This is a genomic window from Streptomyces antibioticus, assembly GCF_002019855.1.
In the GTDB taxonomy this organism is placed as follows: Bacteria; Actinomycetota; Actinomycetes; order Streptomycetales; family Streptomycetaceae; genus Streptomyces; species Streptomyces antibioticus_B.
Map to the genome: position 1 here is coordinate 8191871 of NZ_CM007717.1, position 20894 is coordinate 8212764.

2 protein-coding genes are annotated in these 20894 nt (G+C 70.7%); both read right to left on the reverse strand.

The annotated features are described in order from the left end of the window. Positions 1-26: 26 nt before the first annotated feature. Complete coding sequence (locus AFM16_RS36865) at positions 27-12734, reverse strand: non-ribosomal peptide synthetase (protein ID WP_078636602.1); 12708 nt, start codon at positions 12732-12734, stop codon at positions 27-29. After that, positions 12731-20566 (reverse strand): non-ribosomal peptide synthetase, encoded by a 7836-nt coding sequence (locus tag AFM16_RS36870; protein ID WP_245177904.1) that lies wholly within the window; start codon positions 20564-20566, stop codon positions 12731-12733. The genes AFM16_RS36865 and AFM16_RS36870 overlap by 4 nt, the downstream gene beginning before the upstream one ends. Between the last annotated feature and the right edge of the window lie 328 nt (positions 20567-20894).

A 20894-nucleotide genomic window follows, 5' to 3' on the forward strand; every position in this document is an offset into this window, starting at 1 on the left:
TGCCTTGTGGGCGGGGCCTGCGAGGCTCACTCGTCGCCGGAGAGTTCATGCAGCTTGGCCGCGAGGATCCGGCCGATCCCGGCCAGCGTGTCCGAGCGGGTCAGCATCGTCCCGTGCTCGCCGGGCACCTCATGGGCCTCGACGGTGCCGCGGACGTACGGCTGCCAGGCCGCGGCCGTGACCGGCGGGTCCTGCTGCTGCGAGCAGGCGATCAGCAGCAGGTCGCCGTCGATCGGGCCGGGCCGGTAGTCGATCGTCAGATGGGTGTTGTTCGCCGAGATCTCGGTGATCGTCGTGAGCCGGTCCTCGTCCAGGTTGGCCAGCACGCTGCCCTGACGGCGCAGGATCTCCCGCGCCTCGGCGAACGTCATCTCCTCGTCGTCGGGCCGGTGACTGCCGTCGTCGACGAGACCGACGTGGTACAGCAGCATCACCCGGTCGTCGGGGGCGGGCACGTCGGCGTGGGTCAGACCCTGCCAGTCCGGGATGACGTCGAGAACCGCGACCAGCGCCACCGGTTCACCGCGCTGCTGGAACTCCGCGGCCAGCGCGTGCGCGCACAGCCCGCCGAACGACCAGCCCGCCAGATGGTACGGACCGTGCGGCTGCACCGTCTGGATCTGATCGGCGTAGTCCACCGCCATCTCCTCGATGCTGCCCGGCCGGGGCTCCGGACGCGCCAGCCCGCGCGCTTGGATCCCGTACAGCGGGTACCGCGGACCCAGGTGCTTGATGAGCGCGCTGTACGACCAGCCGATGCCGCCACCCGGATGGATGCAGAACAACGGCGGCCCGCCGCCCCCGGTCCGCAACGGCAGCACCACCTCGTACGAGCCGTCCGCGTCGTCCACGTCGAGCCGCGCCGCGATCCCGGCCGGGGTCGGCGCCTCGAACAGGCTCCGCACACCCAGCTCCACGCCGAAGGCCGCCCGCAGCCGGGCCATCAGCCGCGTGGCCAGCAGGGAGTGCCCGCCCAGGTCGAAGAAGTCCTCGGCCACCCCGACCACGGGCCGGCCCAGCACCTCCGCGAACAGCTCGCACACCACCTGCTCCTGCGGCGTCGCGGGCGCCCGCCCGATGTCGCCGCGCTCCACGTCGAACGCGGGCAGCGCGGCACGGTCGAGCTTGCCGTTGGCGGTCAGCGGAAGCCGGTCGAGCGGAACGACGGCGGTGGGCCGCATGTACTCGGGCAGATGACGCCGGATGTGCTCGTGCACGGCCCTGAGCAGCGAACCGGTGTCCCGGCCGGTGGCCGGGCTGGTCGTCCAGGACGACAGCGGCCTGCCGGCGCCGACGGCATCCGCGGGCAGGTAGACCCCGACGGGCACACCGTCGCCCAGCAGCCCCCGCCTGACAAGGACGACGTCGAGAGCCGCCGGGTCGTACGCGTTCCAGGTGACCGCCGTCCAGTACCCGTGCTCCTCGCCCAGACGATGGAACTCCTCCGGATCGACACCGGGCGCGACCGGATCGGCCGGCACCGTCCCGGCTTCGAGCGCGCGCTGTACGGCCAGATCGCGCGCGATGCGCGAGTGGGGAACGCCGGTCACGCGCAGCCGGTCGGGTCGCGCGGTGCGGAGCCGTGCGGCGAGGGTGGCCAGGTTGCCGGGCCAGGGGTGGGTGGGGGCGTCGGTGAGGGGGCGGGGTGTGGTGCCGGCTTTGTGGAGGGTGGTGTCGTAGCGGTAGCGGGTGAGTTCGTTGTGGGCGGTGCCGCGCTTGAGTTGGATGTCGGCGCCGGTGATGTCGGGGATGTGGTGGGTGAGTGCGGTGAAGTACTCGGGGTCGATGAGGAGTTCCTTCTCCAGGACCAGGCTCTGTTCGACGGCGCGGCGGACGGCGGCGGTGTCGGTGGGGTCGTCGGCACGCGCGGTCTGTACTCCGGCGGTGAACGTCCGCAGCAGTCGTGGGTTGCGGATGTCACCGATGAACAGGGCGCCGCCTGGGGCGAGGAGACGGAATGCCTGCTCGATGACCTGGTGCAGGTAATCGGCGTTCGGGAAGTACTGGACGACCGAGTTGAGCACGATCGTGTCGAAGTGGCCCTGCGGAAGCCCGCCGTGCTGGTGCGCGGCCTGGACGCGCAGCTTCACGCGGCGCGCCAACTCGGGATCGGCGTCGACATGGTGCCGCAACGCCTCCACGACGACCGGAGAGAAGTCGGTGCCCCAGTACTCCTCGCACGCGGGCGCCAACTTCGCCAGGAGCAGACCCGTGCCCACGCCGATCTCCAGGACGCGGCGCGGCCCGAGCGCCCTGATCCGCTCGACCGTGGCCGCACGCCACTCCCGCATCTCGGGGAGCGGGATCGGCCGGCCGTCGTAACTGCTGTTCCAGCCCGAGAAGTCCTCACCGAAACCGGACGCCTTATCGGCCCCGGCTCCCGAGTACAGGGAGTCGTAGAGATCCTGCCACTCGCCGATCTGGCTCCGCTCCTCGTCGTCCTTCGCCGTGTCGGTGGTGTCGGGCACGATGTAGGCGGTGAGGCGGGTGTCGCCGGGCTGGTCGTGGTGTGCGACGACGGCGGCCTGGGCGATGTCGGGGTGGTCGGTGAGGGTGTTCTCGATCTCGCCGGGTTCGATGCGGAAGCCACGGATCTTGAGCTGGTGGTCGGTGCGGCCGAGGTATTCGAGGTCGCCGTCGGGGTTGTGGCGTGCGAGGTCGCCTGTGCGGTACATGCGGGCGCCGGGTTCGGTGGCGTAGGGGTCGGCGACGAAGCGTTCGGCGGTGAGATGGGGCTTGCCGAGGTAGCCGCGGGCCAGATGGGCGCCGGCGATGTACAGCTCTCCGGTCACGCCGGGCGGTACGGGGCGGAGTTGTGTGTCGAGTACGTAGGTGCGGGTGTTGGCCATGGGGCGGCCGATGGGGACGGTGGGGTTGCCGGTGTAGGGGCGGGGGACGGGGTGGTGGGTGGCGAAGGTGGTGGTCTCGGTGGGGCCGTAGCCGTCGATGACGGTCAACGCCGGGCAAGCGCGCTGGAGTTGTTGGACGGTCGCGCCGGAGACGGCTTCGCCGCCGGTCCAGACCTGGTGTACGTGGGTGAGTGTTTCGGGGGTGTGGTCGGTGATGAGGTTGAGGAGGGAGCTGGTGAGCCAGAGTGCGGTGATGCGGTGGGTGGTGATGGTGTGGTGGAGGGTGGGGATGTCGAGGTCGCCTGGTGGGGCGACGATGACGGTTCCGCCGTTGAGGAGGGGGACCCACAGCTCGTAGGTGGAGGCGTCGAAGGCGGTGGGGGAATGGAGCAGGACGCGTCGGTGGGCGTGGGGTTCGAAGCGGGGATCGAGGGCGAGGGCGGTGACGTTGCGGTGGGTGACGATGATGCCCTTGGGTGTCCCCGTCGAGCCGGAGGTGTACATCACATATGCCGCGTCCTCGGGATGGACAGCCATGCCCGGTGCCTCGGGACTCACCTCGCCCCGGTCGTCCGCATCGATGACGTACAACTCGGCTGATTCCAGGGGTAGGTGGGACTGCGACGGTGCGTCGGTGACGACGAGTGCGGCGCCGGTGTCGGTGAGGACGTGGCGGATGCGTTCGGCCGGGTAGCGGGTGTCGAGGGGGACGTGGACGGCGCCGGCCTTGGTCAGGGCGAGGACGGTGGTGACGGTTGCGGTGGAGCGTTGGAGGAGAACGGCGACGGCGTCCCCGGGGCGGACGCCACGGGCGATCAGTTTGTGCGCGAGCCAGTTCGCGTGGGCGTCCAGTTCCGCGAAGGTCAGCGTGGTGGCGCCGCAGGTGACCGCCGGGGCGTCAGGGGTCGTGCTCGCCTGCCGTGCGAACAGTTCGCCGAGGGAGGCGTCGGGCAGAGCCACGGCGGTGTCGTTGAACTCCACGAGAGTCCGCCGGTGTTCCTCGGCCGAGAGGAGATCGATGTGGCCGAGCGACCGGTCGGGATCGGACACGGCCGCGTCGAGGAGCTGCGTCCAGCGGTCGAAGAGGTTCTGGACGGTGGGCGCGTCGTAGATGTCGCTGGAGTACTCGACAGCGCCGGTGATGCCCTGCGGCTCCCCATGTTCTCCCCGTTGTTCGGCGAGGCTGATGAAGAGGTCGAATTTGGCGGTGCCGGTGCGTCCGGGGTTGATGTCGATGGTGAGGTCGGGGAGTTGGAAGGTTGCTTCGGGGGCGTTCTGGAGGGCGAGCATGGTCTGGAAGAGGGGGTGGTGGGAGAGGGTGCGGGTCGGGTTGAGGAGTTCGACGAGGTATTCGAAGGGCACGTCCTGGTGGGCGTAGGCGGCGAGGCTCGTCTCCCGTACCCGCTGGATGAGTTCGGTGAAGGTGGGGTTGCCGCTGGTGTCGGTGCGCAGGACGAGGGTGTTGACGAAGAAGCCGATGAGGTGGTCGAGGGCCTGGTCGGTGCGCCCGGCGATCGGACTGCCGAGTGGGATGTCCTCCCCGGCGCCCAGACGGGTGAGAAGAGCGGCGAGTCCGGCTTGCAGGACCATGAACAGGCTGGCGCCGGAAGCCCGTGCCACTTCGGTGAGGCGCCGGTGCAGGTCTGGATCGATGTCGACGGTGACGTAGTCCCCTCGGTACGTCATCACTGTCGGTCGCGGGCGATCGGTGGGGAGCGTGAGCTGGTCGGGGAGTTCGGCCAGCGCGTGGGTCCAGTAGTCGATCTGTGTGGCGAAGAGGCTGTCGGGGTCGTTCTGGTCGCCGAGGAGTTCGTTCTGCCAGAGGGTGTAGTCGGCGTACTGGACGGGCAGGGGCGGCCACTGGGGTGTCTGGCCCTGGGTGCGTGCGGTGTAGGCGCGGGTGAGATCGGCGGCGAGCGGCCCGAGCGACCAGCCGTCCCCCGCGATGTGATGCACGACCAGCAGCAGCACGTACTCCTGCGCCGAGAGCTCGAAGAGGTTGGCGCGCAGGGGCGGTTCGGTCGCCAGGTCGAAGGCGTGCCGGGCCGCCGATGCGAGGACGTCCGGCAGTTCCGCCTCGGTCGTGGGCGTGACGGTGAGCCGCGGTACGGCCGTCTCGGGGGCCAGCACCCGCTGGCACGGGACGCCCTCGACCTCCGGGAACACCGTGCGCAGACTCTCGTGCCGGGCCACCACGTCACCGAGGGCCGTGCGCAGCGCGTCCCGGTCCAACTCACCCGTGAGACGCAGAGCGAGCGGGATGTTGTACGTCGCGCTGGGACCCTCCATCTTGTGGATGAACCACAGCCTGCGCTGCGCGAAGGACAGCGGCATGACCTCAGGCCGCGGCCGCACGGTGAGCGCCAGGCGTCCGGGGCCGGCCGTGTCCAGGATGGCCGCCACCGCGGCCGGGGTGGGGCCCTCGAACAGTGCGCGCAGCTCCAGCTCGACGCCGAACGCGGCCCTGATCTGGGCGATCAGCCGGGTGGCCAGCAGCGAGTGGCCGCCGAGGTCGAAGAAGTCGTCGTCCACGCCGACGCGAGGCAGTCCGAGGACCTGGGCGAACAGGTCGCAGACGATCTGCTCCTGCGGCGTACGCGGCCCCCGCCCCGACCCGGCCGACGCGAACTCCGGTACCGGCAGCGCGGCCCGGTCCAGCTTCCCGTTGGCCGTCAGGGGGAGCCGGTCGAGCGGGACGACGGCCGTCGGGACCATGTAGTCGGGCAGTTGGTGGCGGGCGTGCTCACGGAGCGCGGTGACCAGGGCGCCGGTCCCGCGACGAGCGGCCGGGTCCGTCGTCCACGTGGACAGGGGGGTGTGGGAGGTGCCGGTGTGGAGAGGGGCGTAGGTGCCGACGGGGACACGGCCCGCCAGCCGGCTCCGCTCGACGAAGACGATGTCCACGGCGCCGTGGTCGTGGGTGTTCCAGGTGATGCCGGTCCAGTAGTCGTGCTCGTCGCCCAGGTCATGGAAGACCTCCAGGCCGAACTGCTCCGCGCTGACGTCGGCGGGCAGGGGATCGCCGGCGTCGAGGGCCCGCTGTAGGGCGAGTTCGCGGACGAGGCGCGGGTTGGGAACGCCGGTCACCCGGAGCCGGTCGGGCCGCGCGGTGCGCAGGTGATCGGCGAGGGAGTCCAGGTCCCCGGCCCACGGCCGGGTGGGGGTGTCCCTGAGGGGTTCGGGTGTGGTGCCGGACTTGTAGAGGGTGGTGTCGTAGCGGTAGCGGGTGAGTTCGTTGTGGGCGGTGCCGCGCTTGAGTTGGATGTCGGCGCCGGTGATGTCGGGGACGTGCTGGGTGAGTGCGGTGAAGTACTCGGGGTCGATGAGGAGTTCTTTCTCCAGGACCAGGCTCTGTTCGACGGCGCGGCGGATCGCGGCGGTGTCGGTGGGGTCGTCGGCACGCGCGGTCTGCACTCCGGCGGCGAAGGTGCGCAGCAGGCGGGGGTTGCGGACGTCACCGATGAACAGTGCCCCACCCGGGGCGAGCGCCCGGATCGCGTTGTGGATCACCTGTTCCAGGTATCCGGCGTTCGGGAAGTACTGGACCACCGAGTTGAGCACGATCGTGTCGAAGTGGCCCGTGGGAAGACCGTCGAAGTCATGGGCGGGCCGGGTGTGCAGCCGGACGCGCGCGGCCAGGACGGGATCGTCCTCGACATGGCGCTTCAGATCCTCGATGACGGTGTCGGAGAAGTCCGTGCCCCAGTACTCCTCGCACGCGGGCGCCAGCCTCGCCAGGAGCAGACCCGTGCCCACGCCGATCTCCAGGACGCGGCGCGGCCGGAGCGCCCTGATGCGGTCGACGGTCGTGTCGCGCCACTCCCGCATCTCGGGCAGCGGGATCGGCTCACCGTCGTAACTGCTGTTCCAGCTCGCGAAGTTCTCACCGAAGGCCGTCTTCGGCGCCGTGGTGTACACGGAGTCGTACAGGTGCTGCCACTCGCCGAGCTGGTCCTGCTCCACTGCCTGGTCGTGCGCCCGGGTCGAGGTGTCCGCGACGACGTACGCGACGAGGCGGGCGTCGCCGGGCTGGTCCTCACGGACGACGACGGCGGCCTGGGCGATGTCGGGATGGTCGGTGAGCGTCGTCTCGATCTCGCCGGGTTCGATACGGAAGCCGCGGATCTTGACCTGGTGGTCGGCGCGGCCGATGAACTCCAGCTCGCCGTCCGGGTTCCAGCGCACCAGGTCGCCGGTGCGGTACATGCGCGCCCCGGGTTCGACGGAGTAGGGGTCGGCGACGAAGCGCTCCGCCGTGAGGCCGGGCCTGCCCAGATAGCCGCGGGCGACACCGGCTCCCGCGATGTACAGCTCGCCCACCACACCGGGCGCCACCAACTCCAGCCCCGACCCCAGCACATAGACACGCGTGTTGGAGATCGGCCGGCCGATCGGCGCGGCGCCCGTGCCGTCGGCCAGATCCGCGGCGGTCGACCAGATGGTGGTCTCGGTGGGCCCGTACAGGTTGGTCAGGTCGTCCGTGAGCGCACGCATCGACTCGGCGAGCGGCGTGGGCAGGGCCTCGCCGCCCACCAGGATCCGCAGGCCGCGCAGGGCCTCCGGCTCGTGGGCGACCAGCAGTTGCCACAGGGACGGTGTCCCCTGGACGACCGTGACGCCGTGCCGGGCGATCAGGTCGAGGACGGCGGACGGCTGAGGGACGGCCTCCTTGGGCGCGAGGACGACCGCGGCGCCCGACAGGAGCGGGTGGTACAGCTCCAGCGCGGCGATGTCGAAGGCCACCGTCGTGACCGCGAGCAGCCGTTCCTCCGGCCGGAGCGGGGCCCTCCGCCGCATGGCGTCCAGGAAGTTGAGCAGCGCCGAGTGCGGCACGACCACGCCCTTGGGTCGGCCTGTCGAACCGGATGTGTAGATCACGTACGCGGCGTCGGCGGCCCGCAGCGGTGTCCCGCGGTCCGTGTCGTCCGGGTCCGTGTCAGGGCAGTCGGCGAGCAGCGTCCGCACATCCGGGGAGTCCAGCACCAGTCGCTCGGTCGAGCCGCCGCCGGGCGTCCGGGAGTTGGTCGACAGGGTGGTGAGCAGCAGGGCGGGCCGAGCGTCCTCCAGCACGTACTCGATACGCCCGGCCGGGTGGTCGGGGTCCAGCGGCAGGTACGCGGCACCGGTCTTGAGCACGGCCAACAGGGCGACGACCAGATCCGTGGACCGCGGCAGCGCCAGGGCGACCACGCGTTCCGGTCCGGCACCGCGGCGGAGCAGGGCATGAGCCAGCCGGTTGGCGGATCGGTTCAGCTCCGCGTACGTCAGGGACGTGTCCCCGGCGATCACAGCCACCGCGTCCGGGGTCTCGGCGGCCTGCTCGGCGAAACGGCCCGGCAGCAGGCCCTCGCCGACCTCGGTCTCGGTGTCCAGCCAGGTGTCGAGCAACTGCCGGTGTTCCTCGGCCGAGAGAAGGTCGATGTGGTTGAGCGGCTGGTCGGGGTGGGTCGTGGCTGCGTCGAGGAGCTGTGTCCAGCGGTCGAAGAGGTTCTGGACGGTGGGCGGGTCGTAGATGTCGCTGGAGTATTCGATGGCGCCGGTGATGCCCTGCGGCTCGCCGTGTGGTCCCCGTTGTACGGCGAGGCTGATGAAGAGGTCGAATTTGGCGGTGCCGGTGCGTCCGGGGTTGATGTCGATGGTGAGGTGGGGGAGTTGGAAGTGGGCTTCGGGGGCGTTCTGGAGGGCGAGCATGGTCTGGAAGAGGGGGTGGTGGGAGAGGGTGCGGGTGGGGTTGAGGAGTTCGACGAGGTATTCGAAGGGAACGTCCTGGTGGGCGTAGGCGGCGAGGCTCGTCTCCCGTACGCGCTGGACGAGTTGGGTGAAGGTGGGGTTGCCGCTCGTATCGGTGCGCAGGACAAGGGTGTTGACGAAGAACCCGATGAGGTGGTCGAGGGCCTGGTCGGTGCGCCCGGCGATGGGGCTGCCGAGGGGAATGTCCTCCCCGGCGCCCAGACGGGTGAGGAGAGCGGCCAGTCCCGCTTGCAGGACCATGAACAGGCTGGCGCCGGATGCCCGTGCGAGGTCGGTGAGACGCTGATGGAGTTCGGGGTCGATGTCGACGGTGAGGTAGTCGCCCCGGTACGTCATGACCGCCGGGCGGGGTCGGTCGGTGGGGAGGGCGAGTTGTTCGGGGAGGCCGGCGAGGGTGTCGGTCCAGTAGTCGATCTGGGTGGCGAAGAGGCTGTCGGGGTCGTTCTGGTCGCCGAGGAGTTCGTTCTGCCACAGGGTGTAGTCGGCGTACTGGACCGGCAGGGGCGGCCATTGGGGTGTCTGGCCCTGGGTGCGTGCGGTGTAGGCGCGGGTGAGATCGGCGGCGAGCGGTCCCAGCGACCAGCCGTCCCCCGCGATGTGATGCATGATCAGGATCAGGACATGCCGATCGGGTGCGAGCCGGTACAACTCGGCGCACAGGGGAGGTTCGGTCGCCAGGTCGAAGGAGTGGCGTGCCGCTGATGCCAGGGCGTCCGACAGTTCGGCCTCTGTGATGCCGGTGGTGGGCAGGTCGACGGTCACGTTGTCGAGGACGCGCTGGTACGGAGTGCCGTCGACCTCCTGGAACACCGTCCGCAGACTCTCGTGCCGGGCCACCACGTCACCCAGGGCCGCGCGCAACGCGTCACGGTCCAGCTCACCCGTGAGCCGCAGGACCAACGGGATGTTGTAGGTCGCGCTCTGCCCTTCCATCTTGTGCAGGAACCACAGCCGCCGTTGCGCGAACGACAGCGGGACAGCCTCGGGCAACTGCTGCTTGGTCAGCGCGAGTCGTGCCGGCCCTGCGGTGTCGAGGCGAGCCGCAACCGCGCCCGCAGTGCGCGCCTCGAAGAGTGTGCGCAGGCCGATCTCGACACTTAGGGCCGCCCGGATACGCGCGATCAGCCGGGTGGCCAGCAACGAGTGCCCACCAAGCTCGAAGAAGTCGTCGTCCACGCCGACGCGCGGCAGTCCGAGGACCTGCGCGAACAGATCGCACACGATCTGCTCCTGCGGCGTACGCGCCTCCCACCCGGCCCCGGCCGCCGCGAACTCCGGCGCCGGTAGCGCGCCCCGGTCCAGCTTGCCGTTGGCCGTGAGGGGGAGGGAGTCCAGGAGTACGACGGCCGAGGGCACCATGTGCTCGGGCAGCCGGTCGCGCGTGAATTCCCGTACCTCGTCTGCCCGGAGGACTTCCTGCGCCACCACATAGGCCACCAGCCGGGCCCTGCCGGGCTGGTCCTCATGGGTGACGACGGCGGCTTGGGCGATGTCGGGGTGGTCGGTGAGGACGTTCTCGATCTCGCCGGGTTCGATGCGGAAGCCGCGGATCTTGACCTGCTGGTCGGCGCGGCCGACGAATTCCAGTTCGCCGTCGGGGTTCCGGCGGACCAGGTCGCCGGTGCGGTACATGCGCGCCCCGGCTTCGGCGGCGTAGGGGTCCGCGACGAAGCGCTCAGCGGTCAGCCCTGGCTTGCCGAGATAGCCGCGAGCGACACAGGCTCCCGCGATGTACAGCTCGCCCACCACGCCGGGCGCCATCAACTCCAGCCCCGAACCCAGAACATATGCACGGGTGTTGGAGACAGGGCGACCGACCGGGGCGGAGAGCGGCCACGTGTCGGGGTCGGCGCCCAGGGTGTGGGCCGTGACCACATGCGTCTCGGTGGGACCGTAGTGGTTGTGCAGCACGCGGCCCGGCGCCGACCGTTGGAACTCACGGACCACACTGCTCAGCGTCAACGCCTCGCCCGCCTGTGCGACGGTCCGCAGCCGCGGCAGCGCACGCCCCTGCTCCACGGCGGCCTCGGCGACGGCCTCCAACACCAGGTTCGGCGCGAAGAGTTCCTCCACCCGCTGCTCGTCGAGCCACTCGGCGAACCGGGCCGCGTCACGCCGGACGTCCTCGTCGGGGACCACCAGCGTCTTGCCGTGGACCAGCGCCGACAGCATCTCCTGCGCGGACACGTCGAAGCTGATCGCCGTGAACTGCGCGACCCTCGCGCCCGGTTTGCCGCCGACCGCTCCGTGATGCCACTGCAAGAGGTTCACGAGGGCGCCCGCGGGCATGACGACGCCCTTGGGCCGGCCGGTGGAGCCGGAGGTGTAGATGACGTAGGCGGGATTGTCGGGAGCGAGGGGTGTGGTCGGGTTGTGAGTGGGCTGGAGGGTGAGGTCGAGGGTGTCGAGGTGAAGGCGGGGCGTGTCGCTGGGCAGGTCGGCGTCGGTCGTGGTGAGGAGGAGCGTGGGCCGGGCATCGCTGATCATGTGGGAGAGGCGGGCGGACGGGTACGCGGGATCGAGGGGGAGGTAGGCGGCACCCGCCTTGAGGACGGCAAGGACGGCTGCGACCAACTCGGGGGAGCGGGGCAGGGCCAGGGCCACGATGTGCTCGGGGCCGATGCCGTGGGTGGTGGTGAGCAGATGCGCCAACCGGTTGGCGCGTTCGTTGAGTTCCTCGTAGGTCAGCGTGGTGTCGTCGCAGACCACGGCCGTCGTCCGCGGTGTGCGGGCGGCCTGGGCCTCGAACAGTTCGGGCAGGGTGCTCTGCGACGGCTTCTGCACCTCTGCGGCGGGGAGCAGCGCGACGCGTTCCTCCGCCGTGAGCAGGTCGATCCGTCCGATCGGCCGGTCGGGTTCGGTGACGACGAGGTCGAGGACCCGGATCAGCCGGTCGAGGAACCCGGAGGCCGTGGCCCGGTCGAAGAGATCGTCGCGGTAGTCCAGGCGCAGGTAGAGACGGCGGCCCGGGGCGGCGATCAGGGTCAGCGGGTAGTGGGTCGCGTCGCGGGCGCGGCCGAGGTCCGGGGTGATGCGCAGCCCGGTGTCCGGCAGGTCGGCGGGGTCGTCCCACGGGTAGTTCTCGAACACCAAGGAGGTGTCGAAGAGGTCCCCCAGCCCGGCGAGTCGCTGGATGCGGGCCAGCCCCAGGTGCTGGTGCGGGGTGAGCCGAGACTGCGCGTCCTGGAGCCGTACGACGGTCGACCGCAGCGACTGCGCCGGATCCAGTGGAACCCGCACCGGCACCATGGTGATGAGGAGGCCCACCATGTCCTCGACGCCGGGCAGTTGAGGGTCACGGCCCGCGACGACGGCCCCGAACACCACGTCGTCGTGGCCCGTGCGGCGGCTCAGCACCAGTCCCCAGGCCGCCTGGAGAACGGTGTTCAGGGTCACCCCCTGCCGGCGCGACCACTCGGCCAGCGCCACCGTGCGATCTTCGTCCAGCTCCACGATGATCCGTTCCGGCATCAGCCCGGGACGGCCCGGATCCACCGGAGTCAGCAACGTCGGCTGCTCCAGGCCGGCGAGTGCCTCCCGCCAGGCCGCCTCGGCCGCCGGACGGTCCTGCCGTGTGAGCCAGCCCAGGTACTGCCGGTAGGGGGCCGGCCGGGGCAGCGCGGCGGCGTCGCTCCGGCTGTCGTACAGCGTGGTCAGTTCACGCATGAGGATGGGCATCGACCAGCCGTCGAGCAGGATGTGATGGGTGGTCATCAGCAGGCGGTGACGTTCCCCGGGCATCCGTACCAGGGAGAAGCGCAGCAGCGGCGGCTCGGCCAGGTCGAATCGGCGGCGGTGCTCCTTGGTGGCGAGCCGCGCCAGCTCCGCTTCCGCCTCGGCCGCCGACAGTGACGCCAGGTCGGACTCCTCCCAGGGCAAGTCGAACTGACGTGGAATCAGTTGCACGGTCTGTCCCGAGTCCACCTGCCGGAATCCGGCGCGCAGGTTCGGGTGCCGCTGGACCAGCGCGCGGGCCGCGGACCGCAGGCGGGCCCCGTCGAGGGCGCCTTCGAGGTCGAAGACGTGCTGCACCGCGTAGACGTCCGCGCCGTCCTGCTCGTAGCGGGAGTGGAACAGCAACCCCTCCTGCATGGGGGAGAGGGGAAGAATGTCTTCCAGGCCGGACGACGTCATGTCTGATTCCTCCACGCGGCTTCGAGCTGCTCGATGTCGTGCTGGCTGAGTTCGGTCAGGGGGAAGTCCGAGGGCGTGTGGCCGCCCGTGCCGGACCGGTCGCCGTGGCGGACCAGGCCCCGGATCGCCTGGAACCAGTGGTCGGCGAGGACCCGGACGTGCTGCTCGCGCCAGAGATCCGGGGCCCAGGTCCAGACGGCTTCCAGCACCGGCCCGTCCGGCGCGTCGCGGACCATGGAGTTGACCTCCAGCCCGTGGGCCAGGGCGGTCGCCGGATCGGCGCCGCTCAGCAGACCCGTCTCCGTCTCCGACGCCACGGCCCACCCCGGAGTGCCGGGAACCACCGGTGTGCCCGCGGAGGGGAACCGGCCGAGGTAGTTGAACCCGATCTGCGGAACGGCGAGCCCGGCCAACTCCGGCCCGGTCCCGGGATCGAGATGGCGCAGCAGGCCGAAGCCCAGGCCCCGGTCGGGCAGGGACCGCACCTGTTCCTTGACCCGCTTCAGCGCCTGCCCGAGGCCCGGCCCGCCGCCGGTGACCTCCTCCCAGGCCAGGGGGCCCGGGTCGACGCGGACGGGATACAGCAAGGTGAACCAGCCCACGGTGCGTGACAGGTCCACGCCCTCGACGATCTCCTCACGGCCGTGCCCCTCCACGTCCACCAGCAGCGCCGAGTGCCGTCCCCGGGCATGCGCGCGGCGCCACTGGGCGACCGCCAGGGCGAGCGCGGTCAGCAGGACGTCGTCCACCCCTGCGTGGAAGGCCGTCGGGACGGTGGTCAGGAGCGGGGTGGTGACCTCGGGCGGCAGGGAGAACCCGACCTCGCGGGCCCGGCCCACGGTGTCCCGTACGGGATCCAGCCGGCCGACGGTCAACGGCGGATCGGCCGCGCCGAGCACGCCGGTCCACAGGGCTGCCTCCGCGGCGCGGGCCGGCCGTAGGGCCTCCGCCGCGAGGATCCGCGACCAGCGGCGCAGCGACGTGCCCACGGGATCCAGCCGCGGCGGACGGCCGAGCCTCGCCTCCTCACAGGCCGCGACGAGATCCGGAAGCAGGATCCGCCAGGACACCCCGTCCACCGCGAGATGGTTGACGACGAACAACAGCCTGCCCGGACGTGCCGGTCCGGCGTCGAACCAGACCACCTGCACCAGCAGCCCCCGTTCGGCCGACAACCGGGCCGACGCCGCCTCCGCCTCGACGCGGACCAGCGCCTGATCCACGCCGGCGTCACCGGTCCCGACGCGGCGCACCACGTCCCCGGCCGACACGGAGCCCACCGGCCCGACCGCGAGCGACCACGATCCGCCGTACGGACCACCGCCCGGCGTCCGGGTCAGCCGCAGCGCGTCATGGTGGTCCACGAGCGCCTGCACGGCCGCGGTGAGGTCGTCCTCGCGCAGCCCGGCAGGCACCTCCAGCAGCATCGCCTGGTGGAACGCGTCCACTCCGCCGCCGCGTGCGTCGAACCAGCGCATGATCGGGGTCGGTTCCACCGTGCCCACGCCCGTGTCATCGACGTCCGAGTCCGACAGCGCCAACTCCTCGGCGACCACCGCGAGTCCGGCCACCGTCCGCTGCTCGAAGACGTCCCGGACCGTGAACCCGACGCCCGCCGAACGCGCCAGGCTGACCAGACGGATCGAGACGATGCTGTCCCCGCCGAGCGCGAAGAAGTCCTCGTCGGGCCCGACCCGGTCCACGCCGAGAGCCCGCGCGAACAACTCCCCGAGGAGCCGCTCGCGCGCGCTACGCGGCTCCCGGCGCGGAACATCCGCCCGCGCCGCCGACTCGGGAGCGGGCAGCGCGGCCCGGTCGAGCTTGCCGTTGGCCGTCAACGGCAGCCGGTCGAGGACGACGAACGCGGACGGCACCATGTACTCCGGCAGCCGCCGCCGCACGAACTCACGTAGATGTTCCGGCGTTACGGCGGTGTCGGCGACGACGTATGCGGTGAGGCGTCGAGGGTTGCCGGGCTCGTCGTGGTGTGCGATGACGGCGGCTTGGGTGATGTCGGGGTGGTCGGTGAGGGTGTTCTCGATCTCGCCGGGTTCGATGCGGAAGCCGCGGATCTTGAGCTGGTGGTCGCTGCGGCCCAGGTACTCGAGATCGCCGTCGGCGTTCCAGCGCACCAGGTCGCCGGTGCGGTACATGCGGGCGCCGGGTTCGCTGGCGTAGGGGTCGGCGATGAAGCGTTCCGCGGTCAGTCCCGGCCGGTTCAGATAACCGCGGGCGAGACCGGCGCCGCCGATGTGCAGTTCGCCCGTGGCGCCGGGCGGGACAGGTTGGAGGTGGGGGTCGAGTACGTAGGTGCGGGTGTTGGCCATGGGGCGGCCGATGGGGACGGTGGGGTTGCCGGTGTAAGGGCGGGGGACGGGGTGGTGGGTGGCGAAGGTGGTGGTCTCGGTGGGGCCGTACCCGTCGATGACGGTCAACGCCGGGCAAACGCGCTGGAGTTGTTGGACGGTCGCGCCGGAGACGGCTTCGCCGCCGGTCCAGACCTGGTGTACGTGGGCGAGTGTTTCGGGGGTGTGGTCGGTGACGAGGTTGAGGAGGGAGCTGGTGAGCCAGAGCGCCGTGACGCGCTGAGTGGTGATGGTGTCGTGCAGGGTCGGCATGTCGAGGTCGCCTGGCGGGGCGACGACGACGGTTCCGCCGTTGAGGAGCGGGATCCACAGCTCGTAGGTGGAGGCGTCGAAGGCGGTGGGGGAGTGAAGGAGAACACGCTGATGTGCGTGGGCGTCGAAGCGGGGGTCCAGCGCGAGGGCGGTGACGTTGCGGTGGGTGACGATGATGCCCTTGGGCGTCCCCGTCGAGCCGGAGGTGTACATCACGTAGAGCGCATCGTCCGGGTGCACGGCCACGTTCGGTGCTTCCCGCTCGCCACCTGCCATGTCGCTGACGTCGATGACGAGCACGTTGGCTGCCTCTGCCGGGAGTTGGGGTTGCGTAGTCGCGTCGGTGACGATGGGCGAGGTGGCGGCGCCGGTGTCGGTGAGGACGTGGCGGATGCGTTCGGCCGGGTAGCGGGTGTCGAGGGGGACGTGGACGGCGCCGGCCTTGGTCAGGGCCAGGACCGTGACGACCGTGGCGGTGGAGCGTTGCAGGAGAACGGCGACGGCGTCGCCGGGCCGGACTCCACGGGCGATCAGCTCGTGCGCGAGCCGGTTGGCGCGGGCGTCCAGCTCCGCATAGGTCAGCGTGGTGGTCCCGCAGGTGACCGCCGGGGCATTGGGAGTCCTGCTCACCTGCCGCGCGAACAGCTCGCCGAGGGAGGCGTCGGGCAGAGCCACGGCGGTGTCGTTGAACTCCACGAGAGTCCGCCGGCGTTCCTCGGCCGAGAGGAGGTCGATGCCGCTCAGCGACCTGTCGGGATCCGCCACGGCCGCATCCAGCAACCGGACCCACCGGTCGAAGAGATCCCGGACGGTGGACGCGTCATAGATGTCACTGGAGTACTCGACAGCACCGGTGATGCCCTGCGGCTCACCACGCTCCCCCCGCCGCTCGGCAAGGCTGAAGAACAGGTCGAACTTCGCCGTGCCCGTCCTGCCCAACTCGACACCGGCACGCAGCCCCGGTAGCTCGAACTCGGTCTCGGGGGCGTTCTGGAGGGCGAGCATGGTCTGGAAGAGCGGGTGGTGCGAGAGAGTACGGGTCGGGTTGAGGAGTTCGACCAGGTGCTCGAAGGGCACGTCCTGGTGGGCGTAAGCGGCGAGATTGGTCTCCCGCACGCGCTGGACCAGATCGCCGAAGGTCGGGTCGCCGCTCGTATCGGTGCGCAGGACAAGGGTGTTGACGAAGAACCCGATGAGGTGGTTGAGGGCCTGGTCCGTACGCCCGGCGATCGGACTGCCGAGCGGGATGTCCTCCCCGCCGCCCAGACGGGTGAGGAGAGCGGCCAGTCCCGCTTGCAGGACCATGAACAGACTGGCCCCCGAAGCCCGCGCGAAGTCGGCCAGACGTAGGTGGAGTTCGGGGTCGATGTCGACGGTGAGGTAGTCACCCCGATACGTCATCACCGCCGGGCGGGGCCGGTCGGTGGGGAGGGTGAGGTGATCGGGCAGATCGGCCAGCGCGTGGGTCCAGTAGTCGATCTGTGTGGCGAACAGGCTGTCGGGGTCGTTCTGGTCGCCGAGCAGTTCGTTCTGCCACAGGGTGTAGTCGGCGTACTGGACCGGCAGAGGTGACCACTTCGGCGCGTGCCCTCGCGTCCACGCGGCGTACGCCTCCGTCAGCTCCCGGGAGAGCGGCCCGAGCGACCACCCGTCGCCTGCGATGTGATGCACCACGACCAGGAGGGCGTGCTTCTCAGTCGAGAGCGTGAACAACTGGGCGCGCAGGGGAGGTTCGGTCGCCAGGTCGAAGGCGTGCCGGGCCGCCGATGCGAGGACGTCCGGCAGTTCCGCCTCGGTCGTGGACGTGACCGCGAGCTGCGGTACGGCCGTCTCGGGGGCAAGCACCTGTTGACACGGCATGCCGTCGACATCGGGGAACACCGTGCGCAGACTCTCGTGCCGGGCCACCACCTCGGCGAGAGCCGCACGCAGCGCGTCACGGTCCAGCTCGCCGGTCAGCCGCACCACGAGAGGAATGTTGTACGTGGCGCTCGGCCCCTCCATCCGGTGCAGAAACCACAGCCGCCGCTGGGCCGAGGAGAGCGGCAGGACCCGCGGACGCTCCCGGACGGTCAACGCCGGCCTCGCGGGCGCCGCGGTGTCCAGGAGAGCCGCGACCGCGGCCGGGGTCGGGCCCTCGAACAGTGCGCGCAGCTCCAGCTCGACGCCGAACGCGGCCCGGACTTGGGCGATCAGCCGGGTGGCCAGCAGCGAGTGCCCGCCGAGGTCGAAGAAGTCGTCGTCCACGCCGACGCGAGGCAGTCCGAGGACCTGAGCGAACAGATCGCAGACGATCTGCTCCTGCGGTGTACGCGGTCCCCGTCCCGACCCGGCCGACGCGAACTCCGGTGCGGGCAGCGCCGCGTGGTCCAGCTTGCCGTTGGCCGTCAGAGGAAGGGAATCCAGGAGTACGACGGCCGCGGGCACCATGTGCTCAGGCAGCCGCTCGCGCGTGAACTCCCGTACCTCCTCGGCCCGGAGGGCCTCCCGCGCCACCACGTACGCGACCAGGGAAGCATCACCGGACTGTTCACGGCGCACCACCACCGCGGCCTCGGCCACGCCCGAGTGGTCGGTGAGGATCTTCTCGATCTCGCCGGGTTCGATGCGGAAGCCGCGGATCTTGACCTGGTGGTCGGCCCGGCCGATGAACTCCAGTTCGCCGTCCGTGTTTCGGCGCACCAGATCTCCGGTGCGGTACATGCGCGCCCCGGCTTCGGCGGCGTACGGGTCCGCGACGAAACGCTCCGCGGTCAGGCCGGGCCTGCCCAGGTAGCCGCGGGCGACACCGGCCCCCGCGACATACAGCTCGCCCACCACACCGGGCGCCACCAACTCCAGCCCCGGCCCCAGCACATAGGTGCGCAGATCGGGGATGCCCACCCCGATCACGCTCGTCGACGCAGCGGTCGCCCGCTCGCGGGTCAGCGGCTGGTACGTGACATGCACCGTCGTCTCGGTGATGCCGTACATGTTGACCAGCAGCGGCGCGTCGTCGGCGTGGCGTTCGTACCAGTCGGCGAGGCGGGACGGTTGCAGCGCCTCACCGCCGAACACCACGGTACGCAAGGCGAGTCGACGTCCCGGCCGGGAGGCGTCCGCCTGCGCCAACTGGTAGAAGGCCGACGGCGTCTGGTTGAGGACCGTGACGCCGTGATCCGCCAGCAGATCGAGGAACGCGCCGGGCGTCCGGCTGACCTCGTAGGGCACCACGACCAGTCGGCCGCCGTGCAGCAGCGCGCCCCACAACTCCCAGACGGAGAAGTCGAAGGCGTACGAGTGGAACAGTGTCCACACGTCGTCGGGGCCGAATCCGAACCACTTCCGGGTGGCGCCGAAGAGCCGCACCACGTTCCGGTGGGTGTTGACGACGCCCTTGGGCCGGCCGGTGGAGCCGGAGGTGTAGATGATGTAGGCGGGGTGGTCGGGGGAGAGAGCGGTGGTGGGGTTGTGAGTGGGCTGGTGGGTGAGGTCGAGGGTGTCGAGGTGAAGGCGGGGCGTGTCGCCGGGCGGGTTGGCGTCGGTCGTGGTGAGAAGGAGGGCGGGCCGGGCGTCGCCGATCATGTGGGTGAGACGGGCGGGTGGGTAGGCGGGGTCGAGGGGCAGGTAGGCGGCACCGGTCTTGAGGACGGCGAGGACGCAGACGACCAGCTCGGGGGAGCGGGGCAGGGCCAGAGCCACGATGTGCTCGGGGCCGATGTCGTGCCGGGTGGCCAGCAGGTGCGCCAGCCGATTCGCGCGCTCGTTGAGATCCTGGTAGCTCAGCGTGGTGTCGTCGCAGACCACGGCCGTTGCTCGCGGTGTCCGGGCGGCCTGTGCCTCGAAGAGTTCCGGCAGGGTGCGCGTCGACGGTATGAGGGTCTCGGTGGCGGGCAGCAGCGCGGCTCGCTCCTCCGAGGTGAGCAGGTCGATCCGGCCGATCGGATCGTCGAGCGCGGTCGCCGTGACGGCCCTCAACGCGATGAGCAGGCGCCGATGATGAGCGGCCAGTTCGGGCGCCGGGCAGAGTTCGGGATGGGCGTTCAGGTCGACCGTCGGGCCGGTGCCGTCGCGTCGGTCCCACACGGCGAGCGTGAGGTCGCCCACCAGGCCCGAGGAGAGGTTGTGGGCGGTGGTCGGCAGGCCGGCGAACGTGATCGCGTAGTCGAAGGACATGACGTTGACGATCGGCGCGTACCACGTCCCCGTACTGCCGGGCAGCGCCAGGTCTCGCTGGATGTCCTCGGCCCGGTACCGCTGATGGGCGCCCAGGTCGCGTACACGGGTTCCGACCTGGCCGAGGAGTTCACCGAGCGTCAGGTCCGGTCGGAGCGACAGCCTGAGCGGGAGGACGTTGGAGGCGGTGCCCGGCGTCCGCCGCTGCACCTGGTCCAGGCGTGCCGTCACCGGCAGGCCGAGCACCACGGTCGACGCGCCGGTCGTCCGATGGACATGGACAGCCGCGGCGGCGATGACCAGGTGCGACCAGGGGACCCGCGCCCGGCGCGCGGCGTCGCGCAGCTCGGTCAGTTCCCCCGGATCCAGTGCCGTCGTGTGCCGGAGATAGCGCTCTGGTGTGGTCGTGGGCCGACCGACGATCCCGGCCGGCTCGGGGCGATCGGCGAAGCGATCCGTCCAGTAGGCCCTGTCCTGGGCGAATCGTTCCGACGCCCGGTACGTCTCGTCGGCGGCCACCAGGTCGGACAGTGACCCGAACGGGCTCGCCCCGACCGGGCCGCCCTCGGCGAGTGCGCTGTAGACGTCGGCGACCCTGCGGGTGATCAGCAGGGATCCGAAGGCGTCCATCACGGCGTGGTGGTAGCCCTGGTACCAGTGGAAGCGGTCGGCGCTCAGTCGCAGGAGCGCGTGGTCGAACAGTCGGTCCTCTTCGAGGTTCATCGGCCGGGCGACCGCGGCGTTCAGCCAGTCGAGGGCAGCCCGTTCGGGATCCGGCTCCGCGCTCAGGTCGACCAGTGCGGGCGACCAGTCGCCGGGCTCGTGGACGGCCTGCCGGACCTCCCCGCGTTGCTCGACAAAGCGGACATGCAGGGCGTCGGCCTCGGCGACGACCCGTTTCAGGGCCTGCGTGAAGAGCGCCGGATCCACGGGTCCGTGGATCTCCAGGTATTCGCCCACCCGGAATACACGATTCGCTTCCTTGAGTTGCTGCTCGGCGATCCATATCTCGCGCTGCGCAGCCGTGAGGGGCAGCGTCGTGACGGCATTGACGGACAAGTCTCCACCTCCGAGATATCCCCCGCACGGACGGCCGGAGAGGCAGGAATGAAAACTCACAACGGCCCGGAAAGCGGGCCGACAATTCGAAGCGCAACAGTGGAACGGCGGCCATCGGGCCATGAGGAGCGATGCGGCTCGCCGTACGCGCTGAAATCGGGCACAACTGCCCGGAATCACAACCGAGGAGAACCTAACCCCGGGAAGTTCTGAGGGTCAAGGAGATCAATGGGCTATGCCACACGCATGTCCCGCCGGCGGGACAACAGGACCGCCCGCCGAAGCCGGCACACACACGTGACGGCGGCCCGGCGTGCGCCTTCACCGT

Excerpts from the sequence above, each read along its gene's own strand:
- AFM16_RS36865 (WP_078636602.1), bottom strand. The coding sequence starts at position 12,734 with ATGACGTCGTCCGGCCTGGAAGACATTCTTCCCCTCTCCCCCATGCAG.